Below are 26,481 nucleotides of genomic sequence, written 5' to 3' on the forward strand. Positions count from 1 at the left end.
TCAGTCGGTGTCCGGTTCCGCAAGTCCGACGATGGACGGATCCGGGCGCCCCACCACCTCGTGGTCCTTGTTCGAGTAGTCGAAGCTGTTCAGCACGAAGCGCATCGCCTCGAGGCGGGCGCGTTTCTTGTCGTTGCTCTTCACCGTCGTCCAGGGGGCGTGATCGGTGTGGGTGAACCGGATCATGTCCTCCTTGGCCCTCGTGTACGCGTCCCACTTGTCCAGGGAGGCGAGGTCCATGGGCGAGAGCTTCCACTGCCGTACCGGATCGACCTGGCGGATGGCGAAGCGCGTCCGCTGTTCGAGCTGGGACACCGAGAACCAGAACTTGGTCAGCTGCACTCCGTCGTCGACGAGCATCTGCTCGAACAACGGTGCCTGGTGGAGGAATCGGTGATACTGCTCGTCGCTGCAGAATCCCATCACACGTTCCACGCCGGCCCGGTTGTACCAGGAGCGGTCGAACAGGACCAGCTCTCCGGCAGCCGGTAGGTGGGTGACGTACCGCTGGAAGTACCACTCCGTCGACTCGCGTGGCGACGGCTTCTCGAGTGCCACCACCCGCGCGCCGCGAGGGTTGAGATGCTCCATGAAGCGCTTGATCGTGCCGCCCTTGCCGGCGGCGTCGCGACCTTCGAAGACGATGACGTGGCGGCCACCGGTCTCCTTGATCCACATCTGCAGCTTCAGCAACTCGATCTGCAGAAGACGTTTCGTACCTTCGTATTCCGCGCGCGGCATCCGCTCGTCGTACGGGTACGCCTGGCGCCAGGTGTCCACCGGGACTCCGTCACCGGTCAGCAACACGGGGTCGTCGTCGTCGTCCCGCACGCTGAACGACGAGGTGTCCGAGAGGTCCACGATCCGGGACAGGGCGAAGTCATCGAGAGCGGTCACGCCAGGAACCTACGAGCCGCCGGAGACGGGACGGTGATCACGGGGTGAACAGCAGATGCCGTGACAGGCGGAGTGTCAGGGTACGTCTCGGGGTGGTCACCGATGGTGCAGCGCCCGGGCGGAATTCAGGATGGAGACATGACATTCCACGAGAGCAACTCCACCGTCCACCCGAACCCGAACCACACCACGCAGCTGACGCGAAGCCGAGACGACGCCTGGATCGCCGGGGTCTGCGGCGGTGTCGCCGCGTACACCGGATGGGATCCCAGCCTGGTGCGCGCCCTCACCGTGGTCGGCGCCCTCGTCTCGTTCGGCACCGTCGCCCTGCTCTACCTCGCGATGGTCATGCTCGTTCCCCGAGCATGACCATCGCGGGGCGTCGCGGAGATCAGCTGCCGCTACCGGTCCCGCCGGTTCCGAGAAGACCGTCGAGCAGTCCTCCCACACCGTCGAGCACAGAATCCAGTGCGCCACCGAGCAGTCCACCACTCAGCAGGCCACCGTCGGTCCCACCACCGAGAATCAGATCGAGAAACATCCGTCGTCCCTTCTCCTACACCGCGCCAGGAATGACGGCGACGGCCCCGATGGCCGTGGGCTGGACTGTAAATGCCCGCGACCGTGAAAGGAATGGTTTCCTGCCGTAAAAGTCCGGATTCTCGGGAGCGGTCGACCTTACCGTCGAGTCACTTGTCTCCGGTCACCAACCAACCACAGGGAGAGGCCAAGTCGTTCGCTGCCTCGGGTCCCATCGAGCCGGGCTCGTACGGGAGCACGGCCGGCGGAGAGGTCAACAACGGTGCGGCGACCTCCCACACGTGAGCCAGTCCGTCGGGACGGGTGAACAACGACCGGTCACCGTCGAGTACGTCGAGAATGAGTCGTGAATAGGGCGACAGCGGCTCGGCGTCCGACACCGTCGACAGGTCGAGCGACATCCGACCGATCCCGAGGTCCTCGCCGGGGCCGGGCTCCTTGACCGTCATGGCGATGTCCACTCGGCCGTCGCCCGACAGGTCGAACGTCAGCACGGCGCCGTCGGCCGGCAGGTGCTTCACCGGTCCCTCGGGGCGACGGAACACCAGCGACACCCGCTGCGTGCTGGTTCCCAGCATCTTGCCGGTGCGCAGGACGAAGGGAACGTCGCGCCACCGGTCGGTGTCGACCCACATGCGTGCGGCGACGAACGTGTCGGTCGACGAATCGTCCGCGATCCCCTCGACGTCCTGGTAGCCGCGGTACTGACCGAGGACCACCTCGGACGTGTCGAGCGGGCGGAACGCCGCGATGACCGACTCGCGGGCTGTCTGCAGGTCGTCCGCACCGAGGCTGAGTGGGGGCTCCATGGCCACCTCCGCCGCGACCTGGAACAGGTGCGTCACCAACATGTCGAGCACGGCACCCGTGGCGTCGTAGAACTCGGCACGGTCGTCGATGTCCAGCGTCTCCGGCACGTCGATCTGCACCTGCTCCACGTGTTCCCGGTTCCAGATCCCCTCGATCATCCCGTTCGCGAAGCGCAGGATGTGCAGGTTCTGGGTGTTCTCCTTGCCGAGGAAGTGGTCGATCCGATAGACCTGCTTCTCGTCGACGATGGCATGGACCGCCTCGTCGAGCTTCTCGAAGTTCTCCTGCGACGTGCCGAACGGCTTCTCGTAGACCACCCGCGCGCCCTCGGCGAGATCGTGTGCGCCGAGCGCCTCGGTGTAGTCGATGAAGGTCGAGGGCGGCAGCGCGATGTAGTGCACGAGCTGCACGTCGCCGCCCAGCTCGTCCTTCACGTCTCCGATGACCGACGGCAGGTCACCCGGATCGTCGGCGGTGAATCCGTTGCCCGCGAAGCGAACACGGTCCGCGAACGACGACCACACCTTCTCGTCGATGCTGTCGACACCCTCCCCGGGACCGAACTCCTCGAGCGCCGCGCGGATGTGCTCGCGGAACTCGTCGTCGGTCTTCTCACCTCGACCGTTGCCCACCAACGCCCACTGCTCGGGCAGCAGTCCTTCCTGCGCAAGTTCGTAGAACGCCGGCAGCACCATGCGCTTGGCAAGGTCTCCCGTCGCCCCGAAGAGCACAAAGATGGTCGGAGCCCCGCCGGATTCGGATGTCGCAGTGTCAGCCATGCCTCCATGATGCCCAGTCGGGGGCTCCCCCGAACCTCGATCGCCTCACAGTGCCGCGTCGACGCTACTGTCGAGCCGGTGACACGATCGATCTTCGACGGCGACATCGCCGGTCTCGGGACCTCCAGCGGAACCAGGATCGTCGTCGGCCACTGGACGTCGTCGCCGCTGGGCGACTTCACCGATGTCATGGTCGAGTTCGCGGACGGCGAGCGCCTTCTGCTGGCACCGTCCGACGCGGTCCGCGAGTTCGTCACCGCGACCTACCACTTCGACACGACGACCATCACCGACGTCTCGTATCACCGCCGAGGTGACCGAGTCGGCGTCTCCGCGGGTGATCTCGAGGTGTCCTTCCAGATCGGCGGCCCGACACTGCTGGGTCGACTGCTCACCCTCGCACCGACGTCGGTGGTCACCGCACCCTGGTTCTGTACGGTGAGCGACCCGATCGCGCGGGTCGTGATGCGCGGCGTGCGGACCAGGGGCACCGCCGGCGGTGGGCGGCGCGAATACTACGGAACGCGAGGGCAGCGCAGCATCGTCGGCGCGACGGCATCGTGGAAGGGCGACGATCTGGGACACCTGTCGCCGGTGGAGCCGCCGGTGCGATTCGGATTCGGGTCCACACCCGCGGCCCCGTCGACGACGCGGATACGCACGACGATCGACCACCGCTGACCGAGGTCACCGCAGGGTGGTGTTCTCGTCACGGGAGAGGAAGAACGCGTTCGAGCCGACGCGGGCGCACGCGACTCCGTCCTCCCGAGAGACGCAGAAGCTCTGCCCCGTGTTGATCACCTCGCCGTACTGCAGTGTGCGGATGTTCTCAGAGCCGGTGAAATAGCCCTGATTCGTGCAGTAGTGGATCGGCCCGGCGCTCTCCACACGGACGGCGTACTTGCTGGTGGCACCGTTCGAGCAGACCTCGCCCTCGTCGGGAGCGACACTGGACACGGCCTGGCATCCCAGGAATCCGACCGAGGTTCCGTTCGGGAAGAGCCCGCACGACACATTCCCCGACGGCGTCCGGAAGTAGTACCCCTCACCCGCCCCGCCACTGTCGCGGAAGAGCTCGGGATCCACCGACACCTCCTGCGACCCCGGACGCGGGAGTGCGTCCGCCGGGTCTGCCGACTCTGCCGACGGCGACTGCTCGACCGGCTGTTCCTCTGCGCCCGGCTGATCCGACGCTGCACCGGTGGGCGGCTCGATCGGCGCCACGACCGATGTCCCCGTCGGCGTCACGACCGAGGTGTCAGCGGGCGCCGGAACCGCCGTCGCCGACGTCACCTGGTCCGGAGCCGAACATGCCCCCAGCACCGCGGCGCCGGCGACCAGGGTGGCCGCGACGGCAGCCCGTGTGCTCATCGAGAACGACATGTCGACTCCTGTCCGGAGCCGGCCGATCGCCGCCCCCTCTGACATACCCATCGGTCTCTTTCGTGGCGTCGTTACCTGTACTCACGTCACGATCAGGACACGAGCCGGCTAACTGCCGTCGAGGGGTGCGATGCCGGCGATGAGTTGGTACGGAGTCAGCGAGAAACCACGCTGAGGTCCGAACCAGAGAATGCAGTCGACCAGGATCGTGGTGCCCTTGGCGCGCTCCGCAGCAGCGACGTCCGGACACGTGGGGAAGATCCCCGGCACCACCTCGTAGTACAGCGGCCCGACGTAGGTCGGCTCCGCGGAGGCGGTTCCCGCCCCTGCCAGCACCGATCCCGCCGTGACGGCTCCGGCGGCGAGCACTCCACCGACCACTCGCCGTAGTCCGATTCGCACCATGACACACACCTTCCGATGAGAGAGCCCCGGCCTTCGAAAACCGTACCGTGCGGACTGTTACGGGGGAAGAGGCATGCGGGAACGCAGGCACGGTTGCCGTAAAATACGAGGGTCCACCAGGCACTTGTTTCGATCAGGGGAGTCACGTGACCGCGCACGTCGAAGAAATGCAGTTCCAGGCCGAGACCCGGCAGCTGTTGGATCTGATGATCCACTCGGTCTACTCCAACAAGGACTCGTTCCTCCGCGAGTTGGTGTCCAACTCGTCGGACGCGCTGGACAAGCTGCGACTCGAGTCGTTCCAGAACAAGGATCTCGGCGCCGACACCTCCGATCTCCACATCGACCTGGAGATCGACAAGGAGAACCGCACCCTCACCGTGCGGGACAACGGCATCGGCATGTCGCGCGACGAGGTCGTCGATCTCATCGGCACGCTCGCGAAGTCGGGCACCGCCGAGGTCCGCGCGAAGCTGAAGGAAGCGAAGGACGCGGCCGCGTCCGAGGAGCTCATCGGCCAGTTCGGCATCGGCTTCTACTCCACGTTCATGGTGGCCGACAAGGTCACCCTCGTGACCCGGCGCGCGGGTGAGGACTCCGCGACGCGCTGGGAGTCCAGCGGTGAGGGCACATACACCATCGAGGAGGTGTCCGACGCGCCTCAGGGTAGCGCCGTGACCCTGCACCTGAAGCCGGCCGACGACGAGGATCACCTCTACGACTACACGTCCGAGCACAAGATCCGCGAACTGGTGAAGCGGTACTCGGACTTCATCGCGTGGCCCATCCGCATGCAGGTCGAGAAGACCACCGGCGAGGGCGACGACGCCACAACGGTGCTCGAGGACGAGACGGTCAACTCGATGAAGGCGCTGTGGACGCGCTCGAAGGACGAGGTCTCGGACGAGGAGTACACCGAGTTCTACCGCCACGTCAGCCATGCATGGGACGAGCCGCTCGAGGTCATCCCCATGAAGGCCGAGGGCACCTTCGAATACCAAGCGCTGCTGTTCATTCCGTCGCGCGCACCGTTCGACCTCTTCATGCGGGAGTCGAAGATCGGCATCCAGCTGTACGTGAAGCGCGTGTTCATCATGGACGACTGCGAGGAGCTGGTGCCCGAGTACCTGCGCTTCGTCAAGGGTGTCGTCGACGCGGCGGACCTGTCCCTCAACGTCTCTCGCGAGATCCTGCAGCAGGATCGCCAGATCCGCGCCATCCGGCGCCGCCTGACGAAGAAGGTGCTGAGCACAGTCAAGGATCTTCAGGCGAACCAGCCGGAGAAGTACACGACGTTCTGGACCGAGTTCGGCCGCGCCCTCAAGGAGGGCCTGCTCTCCGACCACGACAACCAGTCCACTCTCCTCGAGCTGTCGTCCTTCGCCAGCACCCACAGCGACGAGAAGCCGACCACGTTGGCCGAGTACGTCTCTCGGATGAAGGACGGCCAGGACGCGATCTACTACATGACCGGCGAGTCGCGCCAGCAGGTGGAGAACTCCCCGCACATGGAGGCGTTCACCGCCAAGGGACTCGAGGTGCTGATCCTCACCGACGCCGTCGACGAGATGTGGACCGGGTCCGTACCCGAGTTCGACGGGAAGCCGTTCCGTTCCATCGCGAAGGGTGCCGTCGATCTGGGTGACGACGAGGCGGAGACCGAGGAGAAGGACGCACGAAAAGCGCAGTTCGCCGACCTCACCTCGTGGATGGCCGAGACGCTGTCCGACGACGTGAAGGAGGTCCGCCTGTCCTCACGCCTGACCACCTCACCCGCGTGCATCGTGGGCGACGACTTCTCCCTGAGCCCGCAGCTCGAGAAGATGTACCGCGCCTCCGGCCAGCCGGTCCCCAAGACCAAGCGCATCCTCGAGCTCAACCCGGACCACGCGTTGGTGACCGCGCTGGAGAAGGCCCATGCGGAGAAAAAGGACGAGATGGCGCTGGCCGAGACCGCGAAGCTTCTCTACGGCACCGCGTTGCTCGCCGAAGGTGGCGAGCTCGAGGACCCGGCGTCGTTCGCGAAGTTGTTGGCGGAGAGGCTGACACGCACGATGTGAGTCGGGCAGGCCGGAGGCCGGTCGTAAAGAAGTCGGCCCGACATGGGGCTTGCCCGTAGAGTGGGCCCCATGTCGGGGGACGTGGTCGTGGTCGGGGCGGGGCTCAGCGGGCTCGTCGCTGCACGGGAGCTCGAGCGAGCGGGTCGGTCCGTCACGGTGCTCGAAGCTGCCGATCGCATCGGCGGGAAGGTGCTCACCCGAGATGTCGACGGGCACCACGTCGACTACGGCGCGCACTGGGTCGGCGGGGACCAGACGGCTGTCCTGGACCTCGCCGACGAACTCGGCATCGCCACCGCACCCGAACCGCGTCGTCGACGTGGTGCCGACGAGCTCTTCGCTGCCGCTGGACGCGTCCACCGATATCACGGGCAAGTGCCACCGATACCGGCACGGGAGTGGCTGCCGGTGGGACTCGGAATCGCAGGACTTGACGTGGCAGTGCGACGCAGCCGCAGTACCCCGGTCCCCGTACTCGACGCCTGGCGTCCCGGCGAGCACGACATGTCGAACGCGATCGGCGATCGACTGTTCCGGTCCGCGTACGGGCGCGACATCCTCACCTGCTTCTATCGCCTGATCTTCGGAGCCGACCCCGACGAGGTCCCTGCCCGCGCCGCGCTCGAATACTTGCGGGCGGCCGGCAGCCTGCGCGCAATCGCGGAAGTACGCGACGGCGCGCAGGAACGCTACTTCGTGGGCGGCGCCGGGGCTCTCGTCGCCGCTGTGGCACAGCCACTCTCGTCGGAGCCTCGTCTACGGACACCCGTCACCGCCGTCCGCGCCGATGGGTCGGGAGTCGACGTCGTCACCGAGGACGGAACTCTACGAGCGTCCGCCGTGGTGATCGCGGTACCCCTGCCCCGCGCTGCGGACATCGACGGCGCACTCCCTGCCGGCGCCGGTGATCGGATGCGGAACTCACGCATGGGCGAGTACGCGAAGACCATCGTGGTGTACGACGAGCCGTGGTGGCGCGAGGACGGGCTCACCGGAACCGTCCTCGACGTCGACGGACCCGTGCAGATGGTCGTCGACGGTAACCCCGGCGCGGACGATCCCGGCGTCCTCGTCGCCTTCAGCGGTGGGCGAGCGGCGTCGGACCTGTTCTCCCGCAGTGACCGTCGTGAGACCGTCGTCGCGGAGCTGGTCCGCCTGTTCGGCGCGCATGCGGCGTCCCCACACCTGGTCGACGACATCACCTGGTCGGAGCAACCGTGGCTGGGCGGCGCACCCACCGCCATCCCCCCGTACGGCGGCATCTTCGAGGCCGCCGACCTGACCGCCGGCCGAGTGCACTGGGCGGGAACGGATCTGGCGGATCGGTGGCCGGGCTACCTCGACGGAGCCGTGCGGTCCGGTCGGCGAGCGGCCCGCGAGATCATTCGTCCGGTTCGGTGAGCCCCGCCCGCTCGTCGCGCTCGGCCCACTCGATCAGCGGGGCGATCGAGTACACGGCATCGTCGATGCCGGCGTGCAGATCACCGAGATCCGCGAATCGGGACGGCACCGTGTACATGGTGAGGTCCCGCGGCTCCACGTCGGCGATCTCGTCCCACGTGATCGGCGTCGACACCGTCGCGTCCTGATTGCCGCGCACGGAGTACGCGCTCGCGATGGTGTGGTCGCGGGCGTTCTGGTTGTAGTCGACGAACAACTTCGTCGGGTCGCGGTCCTTGCGCCACCACGTCGTGGTCACGTCGTCCGGCGCGCGCCGCTCCACTTCCCGAGCGAACGCCAGTGCGGCCCTGCGGACATCGGCGAAGCCCTGCTCCGGCGCGATACGCACGTACACGTGCAACCCGTTGCCGCCCGACGTCTTCGGCCACCCGACGGCACCGAGTTCGTCGAGCACCTCGCGCGTCACCGCCGCCACCCGGCGCACCCGGTCGAAGGAGCAGTCCGGCATCGGATCCAGATCGATGCGCCACTCGTCCGGACTCTCCACGTCGGCGCGCCGGCTGTTCCACGGATGGAACTCCACCGTCGACATCTGCACGGCCCAGATCACGTGCGCCAGTTCGGTGACGCAGAGTTCGTCCGCGGTGCGGTTGTAGCGCGGGAAGGTGACCCGCACCGTCTCCATCCAGTCCGGAGCGCCTTTCGGCAACCGCTTCTGGTGCACCTTCTCCCCGGCGAGACCGTCGGGGAACCGGTGCATCATGCAGGGCCGCTCGCGAAGTGCGCGCACGATGCCGTCCCCCACGGACAGGTAGTACTCGACCAGATCGCGCTTGGTGGCACCGCTCGCAGGGAAGTACACGCGGTCGGGGTTGGACACCCGCACCGTGCGTCCGCGGACTTCGAGCTCGATCGCCGGTGACGTGGCTGCCATGTTCGCGATACTAGTGCGGGCCGAGGGGGTACACAGGGAGTCGACCGGTCCGCACGTTCGAAGGAGCCCCGTTGATTTTCATCACCGCCAAGTTCAGAGTGAAGCCCGAGCATGCCGACGACTGGCCGCAGATCTCGCGCGCCTTCACCGAGGCGTGCCAGGCGGAAGAAGGATGCCTCTGGTACTTCTGGTCGCGCACGCTCGACGACCCCACCGAGTACGTCCTGGTCGAGGCATTCCGCGATCCCGACGCCGGCGCGGCCCACGTCCAGTCGGACCACTTCAAGCAGGCGCAGAAGGACCTCCCGCCGTACCTGCAGGAGACCCCGAAGGTCATCAGTCAGGAAGTGGACGGGACCGACTGGAACGAGCTGGGAGAGCTCGCGGTCGACTAGTTCTCCGCCAGCGTCCGTACGGCGTCGGCGAACTGTCCCGGGAGTTCCTGGGGCGGATTGTGCCCGGCGTCGACGGCGCGGACGTCGATCAGATCGGTGAAGTGCGCCGAGTGGTCGGATGTTCCGTACAGCGCCGCCACGGTGTCCTCCGTCGGATCGACAACGATGGTGGGCACCGTGATTCGCGGCTGTTCCGCCAACAGCTGTTCGGTCTCGGCGTAGACGTCGTCGCCAAGTACCAGGCCGTACCGGTGCCGGTACGAATGGACTGCCACGTCCACGAAATCTGGATTGTCGAACGACGGTGCCGTGGCGGCGAACTCGGAGTCACCGAACCTCCACGTCGGCGACCAGTCGGTCCACAGCGTCTGCGCGATCTCTGCGCGGTAATCGGCCAGACCGGCGCGACCTCGCTCGGAATGGAGGTAGTACTGGTACCAGTAGCGCTTCTCCAGATGCGGTGGGGCCGGCGTCGTGGCGGCCGCCGCACGGTCCTGCACCAGGTATCCGGACACGCTGACAAGACCCGACACCGACTCCGGCCAGACAGCGGCGACGACGCACGCAGCCCGGCCGCCCCAGTCGTACCCGGCGACGAGTGGCCGATCGAGGCCCAGCGCCGCGATCAGTTCACGCAGGTCGTGACCGAGCGCCGCCTGCTCACCCGAACGCATCGTTCCGGCGTCGGCAAAGCGTGTCGGGCCGAAGCCGCGCAGATACGGAACGACCACATCGAATCCCTGCTTCGCCAGGATGCGCGCGACGTCGTCGTAGCAGCGGGGGTCGTACGGGAAGCCGTGCAGCAGCACCACGGCCCGGCCGGCCGGATCGCCGTAGCGCTCGTAGGCGACGTCGAGCACCCCGGCCCTGACGGCGCTGATCACTGGTGCCATGGGTCCATCATGCCTGTCGACCACCGCGGCCGGCCGAGGTGACGACACCGATGCAGTGGTCGACGAACCGCTGCCGATCGACCTCGATTCCGCCGTCGAGGTACATCGTGAACAGAGCCGTGAGCGCCCCCACGACCCCGGTCGCCGTCAACTGCCGGTCCACCTCGTCGGACTCGAGCTGCTCGCCCACCACCGACACGAAGACGGGCATCGTCGTCATGCCCAGCGTGCTCAACGCGGGATCGACGAACGGCGCTGTCAGTAGCACTCGGCCACGAGCCGGTTCGTCGATCATCAACTCCACGAACGCCGTGACGGCACGGCGGGCGCGCTCGTCCGGGTGACGGGCCTGACCCACGGCCGTGACCAGTGCCTCGCGCGCACCCTCGGCGACATCGCGATAGACGGTGCGCACGAAAGTATCCCGATCGGTGAAGTTCTCGTAGAAGTAGCGTTCGGTGAGCGACGCGCGCGAACACACCGAGCGCACGGTGACTGCGGGCCGACCGACCGAGCCGAGAAGTTCCACCCCGACCGCCAGCAAGGTTGCGCGCCGCTGCTCCCGCCGCGCCTCGAGCGTGGTCACGTTGCGACACCTCACTGTTGACGACCGTCCACCCTGCACCCTACGGTGACAACATGCGTAGTCAGTCGTTGGGGCCGGAGTCACTCACCTGGCGATACTTCGGGGACTGGCGCGGCATGCTACAGGGGCCCTGGGCCGGCTCCATGCAGAACATGCACCCGGCACTCGGCGCTGCCGTGACCGAGCACTCGACCTTCGAGTCCGAGCGATGGCAGCGCGTGATGCGGTCGCTGTACCCCATCGGCGGCGTGGTCTTCGACGGCGACCGTGCGGCGGACACCGGCGCCCGAATCCGCAACTATCACAAGGACATCAGCGGTCTCGACGCCCACGGGAAGCCGTACCACGCCCTCGATCCCGATGTCTTCTACTGGGCGCACGCCACGTTCTTCGTCGGCACGATGCTCACCGCCGATTACTTCGTGGGCGGGATCAGCGAGGCCGAGCGTGAGCAACTGTTCGTCGAACACCGGCAGTGGTACTCCCTGTACGGCATGAGCATGCGCCCGGTTCCCGAGACCTGGGCCGACTTCCAGCACTACTGGGACCACATGTGCCGCGAGGTCCTCGAGGACACCGCCGCCGCACGCTCGGTGCTCGACATGTCGGCCCTCCCCCGCCCGCCCTTCCTCCCATGGTTGCCCCAGCGAGTGTGGGCCCTTCTGCTCCCCGGCATCGAGAAGTCCGCGGTGCGGATGACCGTCGGTCTCTACGACCCGGCGGTCCGAGATCTTCTGGGCTACACCTGGACCGACAGGGACGAGCGTTGGCTTCGCCGCGTCGGTGCACTGGTGAACCTCGCCTTCCGCATGGTCCCGGCGCGCCGACGTATGCACCCGCGGGCCCGAGCCGGCGTCGACATCGCTGCCGGTCGGCAGCCCGCGAACTCGCCGCTCGCGGAGACCCCCGACCGCAACCTGCCGCCTCTCGGGCGTCGGGACAACCCCCGGCATTACGTACCCGGCCGCTGACCGCACGTTAGTGCACCCGATCGCGGACGAATCGGCGGAATGGCAGATTCCGGCACCATAATGTGGCTCCAGATGCAACAGCCGCTGGAGGGCTCTTGATGAGCGATCGGTAGTCCACAGGGGCACCTCCTAGTTGGACTACCGCCACTACGGGCGTCGCGACACTGTTGCGATGGACGTATTCACCTGGCACCAGCTCATCGCCGGCGGAATCGACGGCTCGACGGTGAGCCGGCGGGCGGCACGCGGCGCTCTTCACCGTGTGCTTCCCGGTGTCTACTCGTCGGAAGTGCCTACGTACACCACACGATGCGAGGCAGTGGGGCTCTGGAAGCCCGACGCAGTGTTCAGCCACGACACCGCGGCGTGGATGTGGGACCTTCTCCCCGAGGAGCCGGCCCTGGTGCACGCCACTGTTCCGAGGACCGGCACCACGAGGGGTCCCGACTGGGTGAGGTTGCATCGTCGAACCCTGACGAACGTCAGATGGTTGGGGGACATACCTGTCGTGTCCCTCGAACACGCGATCCTCGACGTCGCCGGCACGTTGACCCGGCCGCAGTTCGAAGAGGTGATCGACAGTGCGCTCTCACGAGCGGTGAGCTGGCGTTCCCTGGCTCAGCTGTGCGACGAGGCGAAGGGGATGACCGGCATGCGTCTGCTGCGTGACCAGTTGCGTCGAGCCTGCCCGCACACACTGTCCGAACCCGAGCGCATGGTGGCGCGAGCTCTCACCGCCCGCAACATGCACCTGGAAATCAATGGCAAGGTCGGCCCGTACTACGGAGATCTGGTGGACCGGCGCGGGCGCGTGGTGGTGGAGATCGATGGGCGTGAGTTCCACACGGCGGTAGACGTCTTCACCAGCGATCGTCGCCGACAGAACGCACTGGTACTGGACGAATGGATGGTGCTGCGATATTCCGCAGCGACAGTGTCCGCACACGTCGACGCTGTCGCGGACGAGATAGTCGCCACCGTGCGCCGTCGACGATCCTTGGCTCGACGACGCACGTGACTGCACCCGATCGCACCCGAATCTGCCGTTTCGCAGAATTACCGATGATCGGGTGCCTACACGTGCAGCGAGGCCGCCACCTCCGCGAGCGCACCCTCGAACTGGTGCCCACCCCGCTGGTGCTCGACCACCCGAGCGCCCGGGAGCCGCGCGGAGGCCAGTGCCAGGTGCGCGAACGGCACCACGTCGTCGTCGCGGCAGTGGTGCAGCGTCAGGGAGACCTCCGGCGGGACGGTCGGCCACTCGTACTGGTGGACGTCCCAGCCCGCGGCACTCCAGTCGGGCATCGCGAGCAACGTGGCGGCGGGAACCGGGACCGAAGCGAGCACGTGCAGCAGGACGGTGGCGCCGAAGGAGTGGGCGATCACGACGTCGGGACTCGCCTCGAGGCCGCGGCGTATCGGTCTCGCCCACGCCTCGACGCTCATGTCGTCGCTCGGGATGCGGGGCATGTCGACCGTCGCGCCGAGCAGCGCGCCGAACTCCTCCGCCAGTGGCTCGTCGTCGTCCTCGCCGCCGGCGCCGTGGACGAACAGCAGTCTCGTCATACCGATACCGACTCGACGGGGCGCCGGAACTCACCGCGGAACGCCGAGAGCCGGCCACCCGTGAGGGTGACCGGCTCTCGTGCGATCAGGGAGCGGGACTCAGAAGTCCATGCCGCCCATGCCGCCGGTCGGATCGCCCGCGGGCGCTCCGGCCTTCTCCGGCTTGTCGGCGACGACGGCCTCGGTGGTGAGGAACAGAGCCGCGATCGACGCTGCGTTCTGCAGTGCCGAGCGGGTGACCTTGACCGGGTCGTTGATGCCGGCGGCGAGCAGGTCCTCGTACTCGTTGGTCGCGGCGTTGAGGCCGTGGCCGAGGGGGAGGTTGCGCACCTTCTCCGCGACGACGCCGGGCTCGAGGCCGGCGTTGAACGCGATCTGCTTCAGCGGTGCCTCGAGGGCGACGCGAACGATGTTCGCGCCGGTGGCCTCGTCGCCCGTGAGGTTCAGGTTCTCGAGTGCGGGAGCCGACTGCAGCAGCGCGACGCCACCACCGGCGACGATGCCCTCCTCGACAGCTGCCTTGGCGTTGCGCACGGCATCTTCGATGCGGTGCTTGCGCTCCTTGAGCTCGACCTCGGTGGCGGCACCGGCCTTGATGACTGCAACGCCACCGGCCAGCTTGGCCAGGCGCTCCTGCAGCTTCTCACGGTCGTAGTCCGAGTCGGAGTTCTCGATCTCGGAACGGATCTGCGAGACACGACCCGCGATGGCGTCGGCGTCGCCGGAGCCCTCGATGATGGTGGTCTCGTCCTTGGTCACGACGACCTTGCGAGCCTGGCCGAGCAGCTCGAGTCCGGCACCCTCGAGGGAGAGGCCGACCTCTTCGCTGATGACCTCGCCACCGGTGAGGATGGCGATGTCGGCGAGCTGCGCCTTGCGACGGTCACCGAAGCCCGGTGCCTTGACGGCGACGGACTTGAAGGTGCCACGGATCTTGTTCACGACGAGGGTGGAGAGCGCTTCGCCCTCGACGTCCTCGGCGATGATCAGGAGCGGCTTGCCGGACTGGATGACCTTCTCCAGCAGGGGCAGCAGGTCCTTGACGGTGGAGACCTTCGAGCTGACGAGCAGGATGTACGCGTCCTCGAGGACGGCTTCCTGACGCTCGGCGTCGGTGACGAAGTATCCCGAGATGTAGCCCTTGTCGAAGCGCATGCCCTCGGTGAGCTCGAGCTGCAGGCCGAAGGTGTTGGACTCCTCGACCGTGATGACGCCTTCCTTGCCGACCTTGTCCATGGCCTCGGCGATGAGCTCGCCGATGGACGCGTCGCCTGCGGAGATACCAGCGGTCGCAGCGATCTGCTCCTTGGTGTCGATCTCCTTGGCGGACTTCAGCAGGGACTCGGTGACAGCGGCGACGGCTGCCTCGATGCCGCGCTTGAGGCCGAGCGGGTTCGCGCCGGCTGCGACGTTGCGCAGGCCTTCGCGGACGAGTGCCTGAGCGAGAACGGTCGCGGTGGTGGTGCCGTCACCTGCGACGTCGTCGGTCTTCTTGGCGACCTCTTTGACCAGCTCTGCGCCGATCTTCTCGTACGGGTCCTCCAGCTCGATCTCCTTGGCGATGGACACACCATCGTTGGTGATCGTGGGGGCGCCCCACTTCTTCTCGAGTACGACGTTGCGACCCTTGGGGCCCAACGTCACCTTGACTGCGTCGGCGAGGCTGTTCAAGCCCCGTTCGAGGCCACGGCGTGCCTCTTCGTCGAACGCGATGATCTTGGCCATTGCGAAGTGATCCTCCGGATTGGGGGTGACACACGAAGCGACCGCGGGTGGGTCGCTCCCTTTCCACATCCGGCCGAGTCGGTGCCCGCGACGGACGACCAGGGGTGTCGATGATTCCCGATCTCACCTCTTCGACCTGGCACTCACAGTACGCGAGTGCCAACCAGATTTCTAGCAGTCGAGGTGGTCGAGTGCAAGGTCGTCGTCGAGTGGTCGCGATTCACACGGTGTTCACGTGCCGGAACGACGACCGACTCACGCGTGAGAAGAATGTGGGACGCGACCAGTTGTCGCGCGCCACAACAGAATACACGCGAATCGGACATATACACCCGCCCACCCCTGCGGACGAAAGGACCACATCGTGTCCGATGCAGTCGACACCGGTTACGACAACTCGGCGATGGCACACGAGGAGGAGGGCTACGACAAGGGCCTGAAGCCTCGGCAACTGCAGATGATCGCCATCGGCGGCGCGATCGGCACCGGCCTGTTCCTCGGCGCGGGCGGCCGCCTCGAGTCCGCGGGCCCGGGCCTGTTCATCATCTACGCCGTCTGCGGCGTCTTCGTCTTCTTCATCCTCCGAGCGCTCGGCGAGCTGGTGCTCCACCGCCCGTCCTCCGGATCGTTCGTCTCCTACGCCCGCGAGTTCTACGGCGAGAAGGCCGCCTACGCGGCCGGGTGGATGTACTTCCTCAACTGGGCGATGACGGCGATCGTCGACGTCACGGCCGTCGCGACGTACATGCACTACTGGGGCGCCTTCAAGGGCATCCCGCAATGGACCATCGCCCTGATCGCACTGGCCATCGTGCTCGCCGTGAACCTGGTGTCGGTGAAGTGGTTCGGCGAGATGGAGTTCTGGGCGGCCATGATCAAGGTCGCGGCGCTGGTGACCTTCCTGGTCGTCGGCACCGTCTTCCTCGCCGGTCGTTTCGACGTCGACGGCCAGTCGACCGGCTTCGGCGTCATCTCGGGCAACGGCGGCCTCTTCCCCACCGGGGCGTGGCCGCTGGTCATCGTCACGTCGGGTGTCGTCTTCGCCTACGCGGCCGTCGAGCTGGTCGGGACCGCGGCCGGAGAGACCGAGAACCCGGCGAAGGTCATGCCGCGGGCCATCAACTCCGTCATCTTCCGCATCGCGGTGTTCTACGTGGGATCGCTGATCCTGCTGGCGCTGCTGTTGCCGTACACGACCTACCGGGCCGGGGAGAGCCCCTTCGTCACGTTCTTCTCCCGCATCGGCGTCGACGGCGCCGGGACGATCATGAACATCGTCGTGGTCACCGCGGCGCTGTCCAGCCTCAACGCCGGGCTGTACTCGACGGGCCGCATCCTGCGGTCGATGGCGATGAACGGCAGCGCGCCGTCGTTCACGGCGCGGATGAGCCGGAACGGTGTCCCCTACGGCGGCATCCTGCTCACCGGCGCCCTGACACTGCTCGGCGTGGCGCTCAACGCGTTCAAGCCCGGCGAGGCGTTCGAGATCGTGCTCAACATGTCGGCCCTCGGCATCATCGCCTCGTGGGCGACCATCGTGCTCTGCCAGCTGCAGCTCTACCGGTGGAGCCGCAAGGGCATCCTCGAACGGCCGTCGTTCCGGCTCTTCGGGGCGCCGTACACGAGCTACGCGACGCTCGCGTTCCTCGCTGCGGTGCTGGTGCTCATGGCGCTCGACGCGCCGATCGGGACGTGGACCGTCGCCACACTCGTCGTCATCGTGCCGATGCTCATCGGCGGCTGGTTCCTCGTCCGGGCCCGCGTCCTCAGCGTCGCCGAGGAGCGGATGGGCTACACGGGCAAGTACCCCGTCGTCGCGAACCGGCCGACGGATCCCGAGACGCCGAGCGACTAGCGACGTCGGTACCAGGGCCGGCCGGGCTCAGGTGGCGGGGAGGCCGGAGGCCGGCCGGGATCAGGTGGCGTGTGGTCCCTCAGTGCCCGCGCCACCGCCACGCTCAGGTCGTGGCACGACGCGAACCGGTCCGCCGGCTCCTTGGCCAGCGCGCGCTGCACGACGGCGTCGAGGCGGGTCGGCAGGTCGGCCCGACGCGAGCTGACGGACGGCGGGGTCCGCCTCAGCTGGGCGTCCATGACGGCGAACGGAGTGGCCAGCGGGAACGGCGGCCGTCCCGTGAGCAGTTCGACGAGGGTGGCACCGAGCGCGTAGATGTCGGTGCGGGCGGTGAGCGTGCCGCCCCGCAGCAGTTCGGGTGCCGCGTAGCCGATCGACGTCAGCACCGTCCCGTCGTCCGACACCAGCGGTGTCGGCGAGGACGTCGACCGGGCGATTCCCCAGTCGGACAGCAGAATCTGCTCCCGGGTGTCCGCATCGGCGACACTCGCGAGCAGGATGTTGGCCGGCTTGACGTCCCGGTGGACGATCCCGAGCCCGTGCGCGTGATCGAGGGCTCTCGCCACGCCGTCGACGATGCGGGCGGCTCGGTGGACGTCGAGTGGGATCTGTCCGCGCGCGACGAGGCGGGCGGCGCTGTACCCGTCGACGTGCGACATCGACATCCACGGCCGCCCGCGGAACTCGCCGTGATCGTGCGCCGCGACGATGTTCGGGTGCTGCAGCAGGGCCCCGATCCGCACCTCGGCCGCGAACGCGTCCCGCGGGGCGTCCTCACGCAGGATCTTCAGGGTCTCCGGCGGTGCCGATCCACGTCGGGCGAGATACACCTCGGCGGTGCCGCCGTGACCGAGCAGTCTCTCGACGCGGAACCCCGCGAACTCGGATCCCGGCCGCAGGACCACTACCGACCGATCTCCAGCACCGCCGGCAGGTCCGCGACGGAGTCGACGACGAACGCCGGTTGCATCGCGTACTGGTCGCGTGCGTGCCGGTCGAGGCGTTCCTGACGGAACTTGCCCGTGCGGACCAACATGCCGCGCATGCCGACGACCTGGGCGGCGAGCACGTCGTTGTCGAGATCGTCCCCGACCATCACCACCAGGTCCGGATCGACGCCCATGCGTTCCGCCGACGTCTGGAAACCGAGCGGCGCCGGCTTGCCGACGGCCGTCGCCGTGCGGCCGGACGCCGATTCCATGCCCGTCAGATACATGCCCGTGTCGATGCGCAGCCCCTCGGCCGTGGTCCACATGAGGCTGCGGTGCATCGCGACGACGGGCACGCCCTGACACATCCAGTCGTAGACCCGGCTGAGCGCCTCGTGAGTGAACTGCTCGCCGGCGCCGCCGAGCACCACCACGTCCGGATCGCTGTCGACCCACTCCACGCCGGGCAGATCGTCGGCGATCCGGCCGCTGTTGAGGAGGACGCACCGCGCACCGGGGTACCGCGTCCTCAGGTGGTCGGCGGTGAGAGTGGCCGCGGTGACGATCTCGTCGGCGTGCACCTCGATGCCCGCATCGGTGAGCGCCTCGGAGATCTGCTCCCGCGTCTTCGACGTCGTGTTGGTCAGGAACGCGCACGCCACGTCGTTGCTGCGCAGCGTGCTCACCGTCTCCGCGGCCCCGGGCACGGGACGCCAACTGGTCATGAGCACACCGTCGATGTCGAACAGCACCCCACCGATCGGACTCATGCGACGAGCCTAGTGCCGCTACGGGTTCGGGGCAGGATGGGCGGGTTCGACGTTCTCGGCCGCGCCCGCGGACCGGGCCAGGGCCACCGCCGAGACCACCACGAGAATCAGGGCGACGACCAGCACCACCGTGACCTCACGATCGGCGTCGAGGTACTCGCCCAGCACGACGAATCCCAGCAGCGACGCGACCATCGGTTCCATCACGGTCGTCGCGGGCAGCGAGGCCTGCAACGCACCCACCTGGAAGGCCGCCTGCTGCAGCGAGATCGCGACCACGGCCACGGCCACGAGCGCGTACGGCTCGAACGAGGTCAGCAGCGGCTGCGGTCCGCGTCCGGCGAGGTGGACGACACTCTTCGTCAGCACGGCCGCGACGCCGAACAGCGCACCGCCGGCCAGTCCCAGCAGCAGGGCGCGCCGGGACCGGGAGCCGCTGCGCGCGCCGAGAACACAGGCGAGAACGAACGGGATTCCGACGCAGAGAACGACGACCCAGTGCCGCGTCTCGGCGCGTTCCACGCCAGGCCGCGGATCGCCCACGACGACGAGGACCGCGATGGCCGCCGTCAGCGCGGCAGCCCACAGCCAGTCCTTCGCCGACACGGTGCGGCCGGAGAACCGAGCACCCAGCGGCAGCGCGAACAGCAGGGACAACACGAGGAGCGGCTGCACCAGGAGAAGGGATCCGAGCCCCAACGCCGCCGCCTGCAGGCCGTAACCGCCGATGCCGACGACCGTGCCGATCCACCACAGCGGCTCGCGGATCAGCGTGGTGATGGGTCCCAGCCGACCGACGGACTCGTCGGGAATCGACGCCGCCGACCGCTGGCGGACGACGGTACCGACAGCGATGCACACCGCCGCCCCGACGGCGCAGAGCACCGCCAGGACGGTGGCGTTCACGACGGTTACAGACCGGCGATGCAGGACCGCCCGGTGGAGAGGTCGAGAGCGAAGGAGTTGAGACCGGCGCAGTTCACGCCCGTGACCGTGCTGGCCGTCGCGCCGCCGCCGTACCCGGCGATGGCGACGGAGGTGGCTCCGTTCGTGGCGAAGGACTGCGAGATGCCGCCACCGAGGGAGTACGAGTACGAGGTACCCGCTCCCAGAACGGCACTCAGCGCCGTGCCGAAGCCGGTGGCGTTCGACGTCGAGCGCCCGCCGTCGGCGACGCTGACCGCGGTACCGCTCTCGGACGCCGACGACGTGGCGACGCCGGCGCCGGTGGCCTTGGCTCCGCAGCTGGCCGTGTCGCTCACCTGGATGTCGTTGGCCGCGGGCGGGGACACGCAGGTGACCGGAGCCGCGGACGCCACCCCGGTACCGAGGATCGCCCCTGCGGCGATGATGGCGCCGACCGCGACGGCTGCGCCGAATCGCGTTGCACGAGAGGAACTTCGATCCGAGCGCGTGGCGTTGGAGAAGAAGGACGAGGTGGGGATGAACGACACGGACGGCTCCTGAGGCTGTGCGAGAGAATGCATCGTGCAATGCACCGCAGACCTTACCGCCCGCTCGTCCCTACCGGCGGGTAACTCCATAACGATTCGATGTTGGGTTCAGCGGACGTGGCGCTGCCAGTCCCAGGGGACCCGAGACGACGGTCCGGGCACCGTCTGTTCCATCGGATGATGCTGCGGCGCAGCGAGTTCGGGACCGTCGAAGCCCTCCTCGGTGACGTAGTTCCAGAACCACGTCTCCCCGGGTTCGAACGACTGCACGACGGGATGACCGCTGGTCGCGGCATGGGCACTCGCGTGCTGCGACGGTGAGGAGTCACAGCATCCGACGTGGCCGCACTGAGCGCACCGGCGCAGGTGCACCCACCACCCGTCGGTGGCGTCGCACTCCACGCAGCCCGTGCCGCTGGGCGGTACCGCGGTGTCGATTCCGTTCGTGCTCATCCGACTTCCTCCTCTGCGGTCGGCATCGGCGCCCCGGCCGGGCCGTCGATCGGTATTCGTACCTGGAACCGGGTGTCTCCCGGCTCCGACAGCAACCGTAGGTCGCCGCCGTGCTTCTTCACCACGATCCGCCACGAGATGTCGAGGCCCAGACCGGTGCCCTCGCCCACAGGCTTGGTGGTGAAGAACGGTTCGAAGATGCGGGACCGGATCGCCTCGGGAACCCCCGGGCCGGTGTCCCCGATCTCGATGAGGGCCGTGTCGTTCTCCCGCGCCGTGCGCAGAGTGAGCGTTCCGTGGCCGTCCATGGCCTGTACGGCGTTGTCGATGAGGTTGGTCCACACCTGGTTGAGCTCCGCGGCGTACGCCGCGACGGGAGGCAGCGCCGGGTCGAAGTCCTTGACCACCGTGATGTCGTCGCCGATCTTGCGACCGAGCATCACCAGGGTGCTCTTGAGGAGGACCCGCAGATCCACCTTCTGGAACGGCGCACGGTCCATCTGCGAGTACTGCTTCGCGGCGTTGACCAGCGTCGACACCCGTGTGGTGGAATCGGAGATCTCGTTCATGAGCAGTTCGGTCTCGATGGTGTAGTTCAGCCAGCGGATCGTGCTCTCGAGAAGCTCCGCCCCCGTGTCCGCGGCGACGCGCTCGAGCCAGTCGGCCTCGATGCCGGCCTGCACGAAGGTCGGGGCGAGGTCCCACCCGTCGGAGATGCCGTGGTCCTCGAACCACTCCCCCAGCGCGTCCTCCCGGTCGGAGGCCTCCATGGGAGTGAGCTCCGGCGCTTTGCCCACCAGTTCGGCGGCCTCGTCCTGCAGGCGGATCAGACCCGTCAGGGAGTCGGTGTCGTAGACGCCCGACGCGATGACGCCGAGTTTGCGGCGCATGTGCGACACCCGGTCCCGCAGCGCCGCCGTCGCACGGACCGCCGCGGCGGCCGGGTTGTTCAGCTCATGTGTCAGACCGGCCGACAGCGACCCCAGCGCCAGCAACCGCTCCCGCTGGTCGATGACCTGCTTGCTGCTCTGCTGACCGAAGAACAGTCCCTCGAGCATGTGGACCGCCATGGGGAACCACTCTCGAACCAGGTCTCCGAACCGCTCGGCGTCGAGCACGAAGAACCGGGACGGACGCGTCACGTCCATGCCCGACATGTACTTCTGCGGGGCGCGGTCCCCGAGGTACGCCTGCCACGCACCCGCGTAGACGCCCCGCGACGACGTGCGGTTCACCTCGATCTTCTCGCCGCCGGACATCTTGGTCAGCACCAGTTCCCCGTCGAGGAGCACGTAGAAGCACGTGGCGTCGTCGCCCTCCGCGAACACGGGACCGGCCTCGATCATCTCCACGTGCCCGTTCTCGCACAGCTGCGCGAGCTGGTGCTCGTCGAGCGACTCGAAGAGGAACAGCGTCTTCAGTTCCTCGGTGCTGCAGTCGAGTTCGGTCATGATGATCCAGCTTCCGGGACGCGTGCGGTGGTCAGGGTTGGGCGAGATAGCGGTGGACGAGCATGACGGCCATCGCACCCTCACCGACGGCCGACGCGACGCGCTTGGCGGAGTCCGCGCGCACGTCGCCCGCCGCGAAGATGCCGGGCACGCTGGTCTCGAGATGGTGCGGTGCGCGGTCGACCGACCAGCCCGGCGGGCGGGCCCCGTCGACCGTGAGGTCCTGACCCGAGACGACGAAGCCGTGGCGGTCGCGCACCACCACGCCGTCCAGCCACTCGGTCCGCGGCGCCGCCCCGATGAAGAGGAACAGGTAGCCCGTGTCGACGGTCTCCTCGTCGCCGGAGACCTTGTCGCGCAGGGTGATCTGTTCGAGGTGGCCGTCGCCGTGCGCGGCGGTCACCTCGGTGCAGGGGCGGACGGAGATGACGGGGTTCTTCTCGATCTGCTGCACGAGGTAGTACGACATGGAGGCCTCCAGCGACTCGGCGCGCACCACGATGGTCACCGACCGCGCCCACTTCGACAGGTACATCGCTGCCTGACCGGCGGAGTTCGCGCCGCCCACGATGTACACGTCCTGATCGGTACAGCCGACCGCCTCGGTGACCGCGGAGCCGTAGAAGACGCCGCGACCGGCGAACTCGTCGACCCCCGGCGCCGGATGCCGTCGGTAGGAGACACCCGTGGCGAGGATGATCGAGTGCGCGGCGATCGCACTGCCGTCGGTCAGACGCACCACGCGCGCCGGCCCGTCGACCTCGACACCCGCGACCTCGCGGGTGGTGACGAGTTCGGCGCCGAACTTCTCGGCCTGCCGACGTGCACGCTCGGCCAGCTGTGCGCCGGACACCCCGTCCGGGAAACCGAGGTAGTTCTCGATGCGCGAGCTCTGGCCCGCCTGCCCACCCGTCGCGGTGCGCTCGACGAGGACCGTCCGGAGACCCTCGGACGCGCCGTAGACGGCCGCGCCCAGGCCGGCGGGCCCGCCGCCCACGACGACGAGGTCGTAGAAGTCCTCCGTCGGCGTGGTGCCCAGACCGAAGTACTCGGCCAACTCGGTGTCGGTGGGGTCGAGCAGACACGACCCGTCCGCGCACACCACCACCGGCAGCGTGCGATCGTCGTGACCCGCCGCCGCCAACAGACGCGCTCCCTCGGGCTCGTCCGCGAGGAACCACCGGTACGGCAGCCTGTTGCGGGCGAGGAACTCGCGCATCTCCGACGATCGAGACGCCCACCGACCCGCGATGATCTTGGTCTCCAGGATGGGCCGGATGTCGGCGGCGTGCCACGCGTCGAGCAGCGTGTCCACCACCGGGTACAGCTTCTCCTCCGGCGGATCCCACGGCTTGAGCAGGTAGTAGTCGAGGTCGACGACATTGATCGCCTCGATGGCGGCGTCGGTGTCCGCGTACGCCGTGAGGAGCACGCGGCGCGCGAACGGGAAGATGTCCATGGCCTGCTCGAGGAACTCGAGACCGCTCATCGACGGCATGCGGTAGTCCGCGAGCAATACCGCGACCTGGTCACCGCGCAACGCGATCTCTCGCAACGCCTCCAGGGCGGACTCGCCGGACTCCGCCCGGATGATGCGGTACTTCTCGCCGTACTTGCGCCGCAGATCGCGGGCGACGGCGCGGGACACCCCGGGATCGTCGTCCACGGTGAGGATGGCCGGCTTGCTCGCGCCGGCCGAACTTCGGGGAGCTGGGTCGCTCACGAACCCGCCTTTCCACTCGTCACGACGGCGACAGTATGTCAGCGTCGTCGGCGGGGCACCTGACTTCGCTTGGCGGCCGGCCCCGGAGCAGCTGCCTTCTTCTTCTTCCTCGGCGGTGTCCCGCGTTCGGACTCGGTACGCGAGCTGTGCGCGGCCCGTCCGCGCACCACCCCCAGGAACTCCTGCGGCAGGTCGAGTGTTCCCTCCTCGGGTGCGGCGACCGATGTGGGCCAGGCCAGGAAGATCCGGGTGGGGTCCGCGTCGGTGACGGGCCGGTAGAGCAGGTCCTTGCGACTGTGCAGTCGGGCCAACGAGTGCGGCACGAGCACCGGGCCGACACCTGCGGCCACCATCTCGAGCGTCGTCGGCAGCGTCGCCTCGGATCGGTCGGAGCCGTCCTGCAGCGACTCGCCCTCGAGATCACCGAGCGTGACGGCGTCGTAGGCCGCGGCCGGATGGTCCTTGGGCACCACCACGACGGCGACCTCGGAGTACAGCGGGACGCAGTGCAGCCCCTCCCGCTCGGCGGGCTCCCGCACGAAGCACATGTCGACCACACCCGTCCGCAGCGCGTCGAGCTGGTCCGACTCCTCGACGACGACCGTCTGCAGGTCGGTGCCGGGGTGGCGATCCGCCCAGATCCGGGTCCATTTCGTGACCGTCACTCCCGGAACGAAACCGACCCGCAGCGTCGGCCGCGCCGGCGCTGCCGCAGCCTCCTCGGCGCGGCGGCGATCGTCCTCCGCCACGATGTCGCGGGCCCGGTCGAGCAGAGCCCGTCCGGCCTCGGTGAGTTCGGTGGGCCCGTCGCCCGGAACGAACAGGGGTTCGCCGACCTCGTCCTGGAGTTCCTTGACCGCGGCACTCAGTCGGAGCCGGGAGATGTTCAGCGCCTTCGCCGCGCGCCCGAACGCGAGCGTCTCGGCGACCTCGATGTACCAGCGCAGGACGGTCGCATCGTTCACCGGGCCAGCGTAGTCCCCGCTGCGCTCGGCCGACTTCCCGCGGCGCTCGGCCGACTTCCCGCTGCGCTCGGCCGACTTCCCGCTGCGCTCGGCCGACTTCCCGCTGCGCTCGGCCGACTTCCCGCTGCGCTCGGCCGTGGTCGGCCGTGGTCGGCCCTGCGGGCGCTACGCTGGCGCGGTGAGCCAGGACCTGAACGCCCAGACGATGAAGCCTCTGACGGCTGCTGCCAAGCTCGGGATCTTCCTGCCGGCGGCGCCGGAGGAGTTCCGCTCCCAGCCCATCACGCGAGGCGACCTCGAGGCTCTGCGCCAGAACCCGCCGCAGTGGTTGAGCGATCTGTGGACGGCGGGGCCGTTCCCCCGCGACGTCGTGGCGCGCAAACTCGGCGTCACCAACACCGCACTGGCGCGCAACGACGTGTCCGACTCGATGACGCAGGCCGAGATCGACGCGCTGTCCGCCGAGGAACCGGACTGGCTGAAGGCCGAACGCGAGAACTACGCGGAGGTGCAGCGCGAGGCCGTCCGCGTGAAGGAGAAGGAAGAGGCGCGCCGGGCGCAGACCAACAGGCCCCCGAAGAACCGCTGACGGACGCGCGGCCCGGCGAGCCGGGTCAGCCGACGAAGCGCTGGGCGACCACGTCGACCTGCGGAGCCTGATGCGCCGAGCGGCGCCGCCCGACCTCGTCGATGCCGCCCATGAGCGCGGCGACCAGACCTGCGGGGTCGGTGTTCCACTGGCGCTCGATGGCCTCGATCTCACCCGGCAGGAACAGGCCGGTGAACCGCAGATCGGACACCCACTGCCCGATGTCGCCGCACGAGATGGTGGTCAGGACGTCCTGGTCCACGCCGATCTCGAACTCATCGCAGAAGACCGCGCGGATCATCTCGGTGTGGCCGGTGTTGACCGCGTGTGAGCGGTGCGCCAGAAGGTCGTGCATGTGGTTCTCCCCGACACGAGGGGCGTCGACACGACGCCGAATCTGTGTGTAACGAAGCGGGATCGTGGAGCGATACACCATCTCGTCCGTGGGCCGAAGCGTACGCGCCGGACGAGGGTCCCGGGGCTCCTGTGACAACTTCGTGAGAAAACACAACTGGTGCTGGCCCCGTGCCGTGTGGCAGGTGCGGCGCATACTGACCGGCATGACCGCCGTCGCTGCTGTTCTGGCCGCTCTCGCCGCCGCGCTCCACGCGTACATCTTCGTTCTGGAGTCCTTGGTCTTCCGCACCAAGGGCCGTCACGTCTTCGGCGTGCGGGAGGACTCCCACGTCGACGTCGTCGAGCGGTGGGCCTTCAACCAGGGCTTCTACAACCTGTTCCTCGCGGTGGGTGCCGCGGTCGGCGCGGTGAACCTGGCGGCGGGGAATCACACCGTCGGCGCTGTCCTGGTCTTCGTGTCCGCGGGATCGATGGTCGGCGCCGGCAGTGTTCTGCTCGGCACCGACCGTCGGATGATGAAGGGCGCGCTCGTGCAGATCGTCCCGGCAGGACTGGCCGTCGTGGCCACCGCACTCGCGCTCTGAGCCGCG

29 protein-coding genes are annotated in these 26,481 nt (G+C 68.0%); 10 read left to right on the forward strand and 19 right to left on the reverse strand.

The genetic code is table 11. The features are described 5' to 3' along the window. Nucleotides 1-873 carry a polyphosphate kinase 2 gene (gene ppk2 / locus HQ306_RS13795; RefSeq protein WP_222632634.1) on the reverse strand — a complete coding sequence of 291 codons (873 nt, stop codon included), beginning with the start codon at nt 871-873 and terminating at the stop codon, nt 1-3. Nucleotides 874-1,035: 162 nt separating this feature from the next. Here ppk2 and HQ306_RS13800 point away from each other — a divergent pair, with 162 nt between their 5' ends. Beyond that, nucleotides 1,036-1,266 carry a PspC domain-containing protein gene (locus HQ306_RS13800; protein ID WP_037186123.1) on the forward strand — a complete coding sequence of 77 codons (231 nt, stop codon included), beginning with the start codon at nt 1,036-1,038 and terminating at the stop codon, nt 1,264-1,266. A gap of 22 nt (nt 1,267-1,288) precedes the next feature. On the opposite strand, the gene HQ306_RS13805 is transcribed toward HQ306_RS13800, so the two are convergent. Both HQ306_RS13805 and HQ306_RS13810 read right to left on the reverse strand, forming a co-directional pair. Next, complete coding sequence (locus HQ306_RS13805) at nt 1,289-1,438, reverse strand: hypothetical protein (RefSeq protein WP_222632006.1); 150 nt, start codon at nt 1,436-1,438, stop codon at nt 1,289-1,291. Nucleotides 1,439-1,586: 148 nt separating this feature from the next. Continuing rightward, on the reverse strand, nt 1,587-3,026 hold the full coding sequence (locus HQ306_RS13810; RefSeq protein WP_222632008.1) for a glucose-6-phosphate dehydrogenase (NADP(+)): 1,440 nt from the start codon (nt 3,024-3,026) through the stop codon (nt 1,587-1,589). Nucleotides 3,027-3,104: 78 nt separating this feature from the next. Between HQ306_RS13810 and HQ306_RS13815 the strand changes: the two genes are divergently transcribed. Next, nucleotides 3,105-3,707 (forward strand): hypothetical protein, encoded by a 603-nt coding sequence (locus HQ306_RS13815; RefSeq protein WP_222632010.1) that lies wholly within the window; start codon nt 3,105-3,107, stop codon nt 3,705-3,707. 6 nt (nt 3,708-3,713) lie between these two features. Here the strand turns inward: HQ306_RS13815 and HQ306_RS13820 are convergent, their stop codons facing one another. Further along, nucleotides 3,714-4,397, reverse strand: a complete 684-nt coding sequence (locus tag HQ306_RS13820; RefSeq protein WP_222632012.1) for a hypothetical protein — start codon at nt 4,395-4,397, stop codon at nt 3,714-3,716. A gap of 120 nt (nt 4,398-4,517) precedes the next feature. After that, nucleotides 4,518-4,814 (reverse strand): hypothetical protein, encoded by a 297-nt coding sequence (locus HQ306_RS13825; RefSeq protein ID WP_222632014.1) that lies wholly within the window; start codon nt 4,812-4,814, stop codon nt 4,518-4,520. A 146-nt stretch (nt 4,815-4,960) separates the two neighbouring features. Here HQ306_RS13825 and htpG point away from each other — a divergent pair, with 146 nt between their 5' ends. Continuing rightward, nucleotides 4,961-6,874, forward strand: coding sequence for a molecular chaperone HtpG (gene htpG / locus HQ306_RS13830; protein ID WP_222632016.1), 1,914 nt, complete (start codon nt 4,961-4,963; stop codon nt 6,872-6,874). A 69-nt stretch (nt 6,875-6,943) separates the two neighbouring features. Next, nucleotides 6,944-8,275 (forward strand): NAD(P)/FAD-dependent oxidoreductase, encoded by a 1,332-nt coding sequence (locus HQ306_RS13835; protein WP_222632018.1) that lies wholly within the window; start codon nt 6,944-6,946, stop codon nt 8,273-8,275. Here the strand turns inward: HQ306_RS13835 and ligD are convergent. Further along, the gene (gene ligD, locus HQ306_RS13840) at nt 8,256-9,209 is read right to left on the reverse strand and encodes a non-homologous end-joining DNA ligase (RefSeq protein ID WP_222632020.1); all 954 of its coding nucleotides are present in this window, start codon (nt 9,207-9,209) and stop codon (nt 8,256-8,258) included. The genes HQ306_RS13835 and ligD overlap by 20 nt on opposite strands. Nucleotides 9,210-9,280: 71 nt before the next feature. Between ligD and HQ306_RS13845 the strand changes: the two genes are divergently transcribed. Next, on the forward strand, nt 9,281-9,604 hold the full coding sequence (locus HQ306_RS13845; RefSeq protein ID WP_222632022.1) for a putative quinol monooxygenase: 324 nt from the start codon (nt 9,281-9,283) through the stop codon (nt 9,602-9,604). Here HQ306_RS13845 and HQ306_RS13850 read toward each other — a convergent pair. Both HQ306_RS13850 and HQ306_RS13855 read right to left on the reverse strand, forming a co-directional pair. Then, the gene (locus tag HQ306_RS13850; RefSeq protein WP_222632023.1) at nt 9,601-10,497 is read right to left on the reverse strand and encodes an alpha/beta fold hydrolase; all 897 of its coding nucleotides are present in this window, start codon (nt 10,495-10,497) and stop codon (nt 9,601-9,603) included. The genes HQ306_RS13845 and HQ306_RS13850 overlap by 4 nt on opposite strands. 7 nt (nt 10,498-10,504) lie before the next feature. Next, nucleotides 10,505-11,083 carry a TetR/AcrR family transcriptional regulator gene (locus tag HQ306_RS13855; protein ID WP_222632026.1) on the reverse strand — a complete coding sequence of 193 codons (579 nt, stop codon included), beginning with the start codon at nt 11,081-11,083 and terminating at the stop codon, nt 10,505-10,507. 53 nt (nt 11,084-11,136) lie between these two features. Here HQ306_RS13855 and HQ306_RS13860 point away from each other — a divergent pair, with 53 nt between their 5' ends. Together HQ306_RS13860 and HQ306_RS13865 are read left to right on the forward strand one after the other, a co-directional pair. Then, entirely contained in the window at nt 11,137-12,054 is a 918-nt protein-coding gene (locus HQ306_RS13860) for an oxygenase MpaB family protein (protein WP_222632034.1), read from the forward strand. 172 nt (nt 12,055-12,226) lie between these two features. Further along, nucleotides 12,227-13,072: a DUF559 domain-containing protein gene (locus tag HQ306_RS13865; RefSeq protein WP_222632036.1), complete on the forward strand. Its 846-nt coding sequence runs from the start codon at nt 12,227-12,229 to the stop codon at nt 13,070-13,072. Nucleotides 13,073-13,128: 56 nt separating this feature from the next. Here the strand turns inward: HQ306_RS13865 and HQ306_RS13870 are convergent, their stop codons facing one another. Next, complete coding sequence (locus tag HQ306_RS13870; protein WP_222632038.1) at nt 13,129-13,620, reverse strand: alpha/beta hydrolase; 492 nt, start codon at nt 13,618-13,620, stop codon at nt 13,129-13,131. Between the two features lie 99 nt (nt 13,621-13,719). Continuing rightward, nucleotides 13,720-15,345, reverse strand: coding sequence for a chaperonin GroEL (gene groL, locus HQ306_RS13875; RefSeq protein WP_027506274.1), 1,626 nt, complete (start codon nt 15,343-15,345; stop codon nt 13,720-13,722). Nucleotides 15,346-15,748: 403 nt separating this feature from the next. Here groL and HQ306_RS13880 point away from each other — a divergent pair, with 403 nt between their 5' ends. Further along, a complete protein-coding gene (locus HQ306_RS13880) occupies nt 15,749-17,200 on the forward strand; it encodes an amino acid permease (protein ID WP_197027817.1) in 1,452 nt (483 codons plus the stop codon). Here the strand turns inward: HQ306_RS13880 and HQ306_RS13885 are convergent. From HQ306_RS13885 to HQ306_RS13920, 8 genes are all read right to left on the reverse strand, one after another. Then, nucleotides 17,197-18,105, reverse strand: a complete 909-nt coding sequence (locus HQ306_RS13885; RefSeq protein ID WP_222632040.1) for a serine/threonine-protein kinase — start codon at nt 18,103-18,105, stop codon at nt 17,197-17,199. The two genes, HQ306_RS13880 and HQ306_RS13885, sit on opposite strands and share 4 nt — an antisense overlap. After that, complete coding sequence (locus tag HQ306_RS13890) at nt 18,105-18,899, reverse strand: HAD-IIA family hydrolase (RefSeq protein ID WP_222632042.1); 795 nt, start codon at nt 18,897-18,899, stop codon at nt 18,105-18,107. Before HQ306_RS13890 ends, HQ306_RS13885 begins: the two co-directional genes overlap by 1 nt. An 18-nt stretch (nt 18,900-18,917) precedes the next feature. Beyond that, nucleotides 18,918-19,805 carry a DMT family transporter gene (locus HQ306_RS13895; RefSeq protein WP_222632044.1) on the reverse strand — a complete coding sequence of 296 codons (888 nt, stop codon included), beginning with the start codon at nt 19,803-19,805 and terminating at the stop codon, nt 18,918-18,920. Between the two features lie 5 nt (nt 19,806-19,810). Next, complete coding sequence (locus HQ306_RS13900) at nt 19,811-20,386, reverse strand: DUF6764 family protein (protein ID WP_261769894.1); 576 nt, start codon at nt 20,384-20,386, stop codon at nt 19,811-19,813. A gap of 75 nt (nt 20,387-20,461) precedes the next feature. Beyond that, entirely contained in the window at nt 20,462-20,806 is a 345-nt protein-coding gene (locus HQ306_RS13905) for a UBP-type zinc finger domain-containing protein (RefSeq protein ID WP_222632046.1), read from the reverse strand. Further along, nucleotides 20,803-22,257 (reverse strand): ATP-binding protein, encoded by a 1,455-nt coding sequence (locus HQ306_RS13910; protein WP_222632049.1) that lies wholly within the window; start codon nt 22,255-22,257, stop codon nt 20,803-20,805. Before HQ306_RS13910 ends, HQ306_RS13905 begins: the two co-directional genes overlap by 4 nt. Before the next feature lie 31 nt (nt 22,258-22,288). Continuing rightward, nucleotides 22,289-23,980: an FAD-dependent oxidoreductase gene (locus HQ306_RS13915; RefSeq protein ID WP_027506267.1), complete on the reverse strand. Its 1,692-nt coding sequence runs from the start codon at nt 23,978-23,980 to the stop codon at nt 22,289-22,291. Nucleotides 23,981-24,018: 38 nt separating this feature from the next. Further along, nucleotides 24,019-24,945 carry a LysR family transcriptional regulator gene (locus HQ306_RS13920; protein ID WP_222632050.1) on the reverse strand — a complete coding sequence of 309 codons (927 nt, stop codon included), beginning with the start codon at nt 24,943-24,945 and terminating at the stop codon, nt 24,019-24,021. Between the two features lie 178 nt (nt 24,946-25,123). Between HQ306_RS13920 and HQ306_RS13925 the strand changes: the two genes are divergently transcribed. Next, complete coding sequence (locus tag HQ306_RS13925; protein WP_056441446.1) at nt 25,124-25,534, forward strand: DUF5997 family protein; 411 nt, start codon at nt 25,124-25,126, stop codon at nt 25,532-25,534. A 25-nt stretch (nt 25,535-25,559) separates the two neighbouring features. Here HQ306_RS13925 and HQ306_RS13930 read toward each other — a convergent pair whose 3' ends face one another. Beyond that, nucleotides 25,560-25,889, reverse strand: a complete 330-nt coding sequence (locus tag HQ306_RS13930; protein WP_155957051.1) for a hypothetical protein — start codon at nt 25,887-25,889, stop codon at nt 25,560-25,562. 205 nt (nt 25,890-26,094) lie between these two features. Here HQ306_RS13930 and HQ306_RS13935 point away from each other — a divergent pair, with 205 nt between their 5' ends. Next, the gene (locus tag HQ306_RS13935; protein ID WP_222632052.1) at nt 26,095-26,475 is read left to right on the forward strand and encodes a DUF1304 domain-containing protein; all 381 of its coding nucleotides are present in this window, start codon (nt 26,095-26,097) and stop codon (nt 26,473-26,475) included. Nucleotides 26,476-26,481: the final 6 nt, after the last annotated feature.

The sequence above is a fragment of the Rhodococcus sp. BP-160 genome, from assembly GCF_019836205.1.
In the GTDB taxonomy this organism is placed as follows: Bacteria; Actinomycetota; Actinomycetes; order Mycobacteriales; family Mycobacteriaceae; genus Rhodococcoides.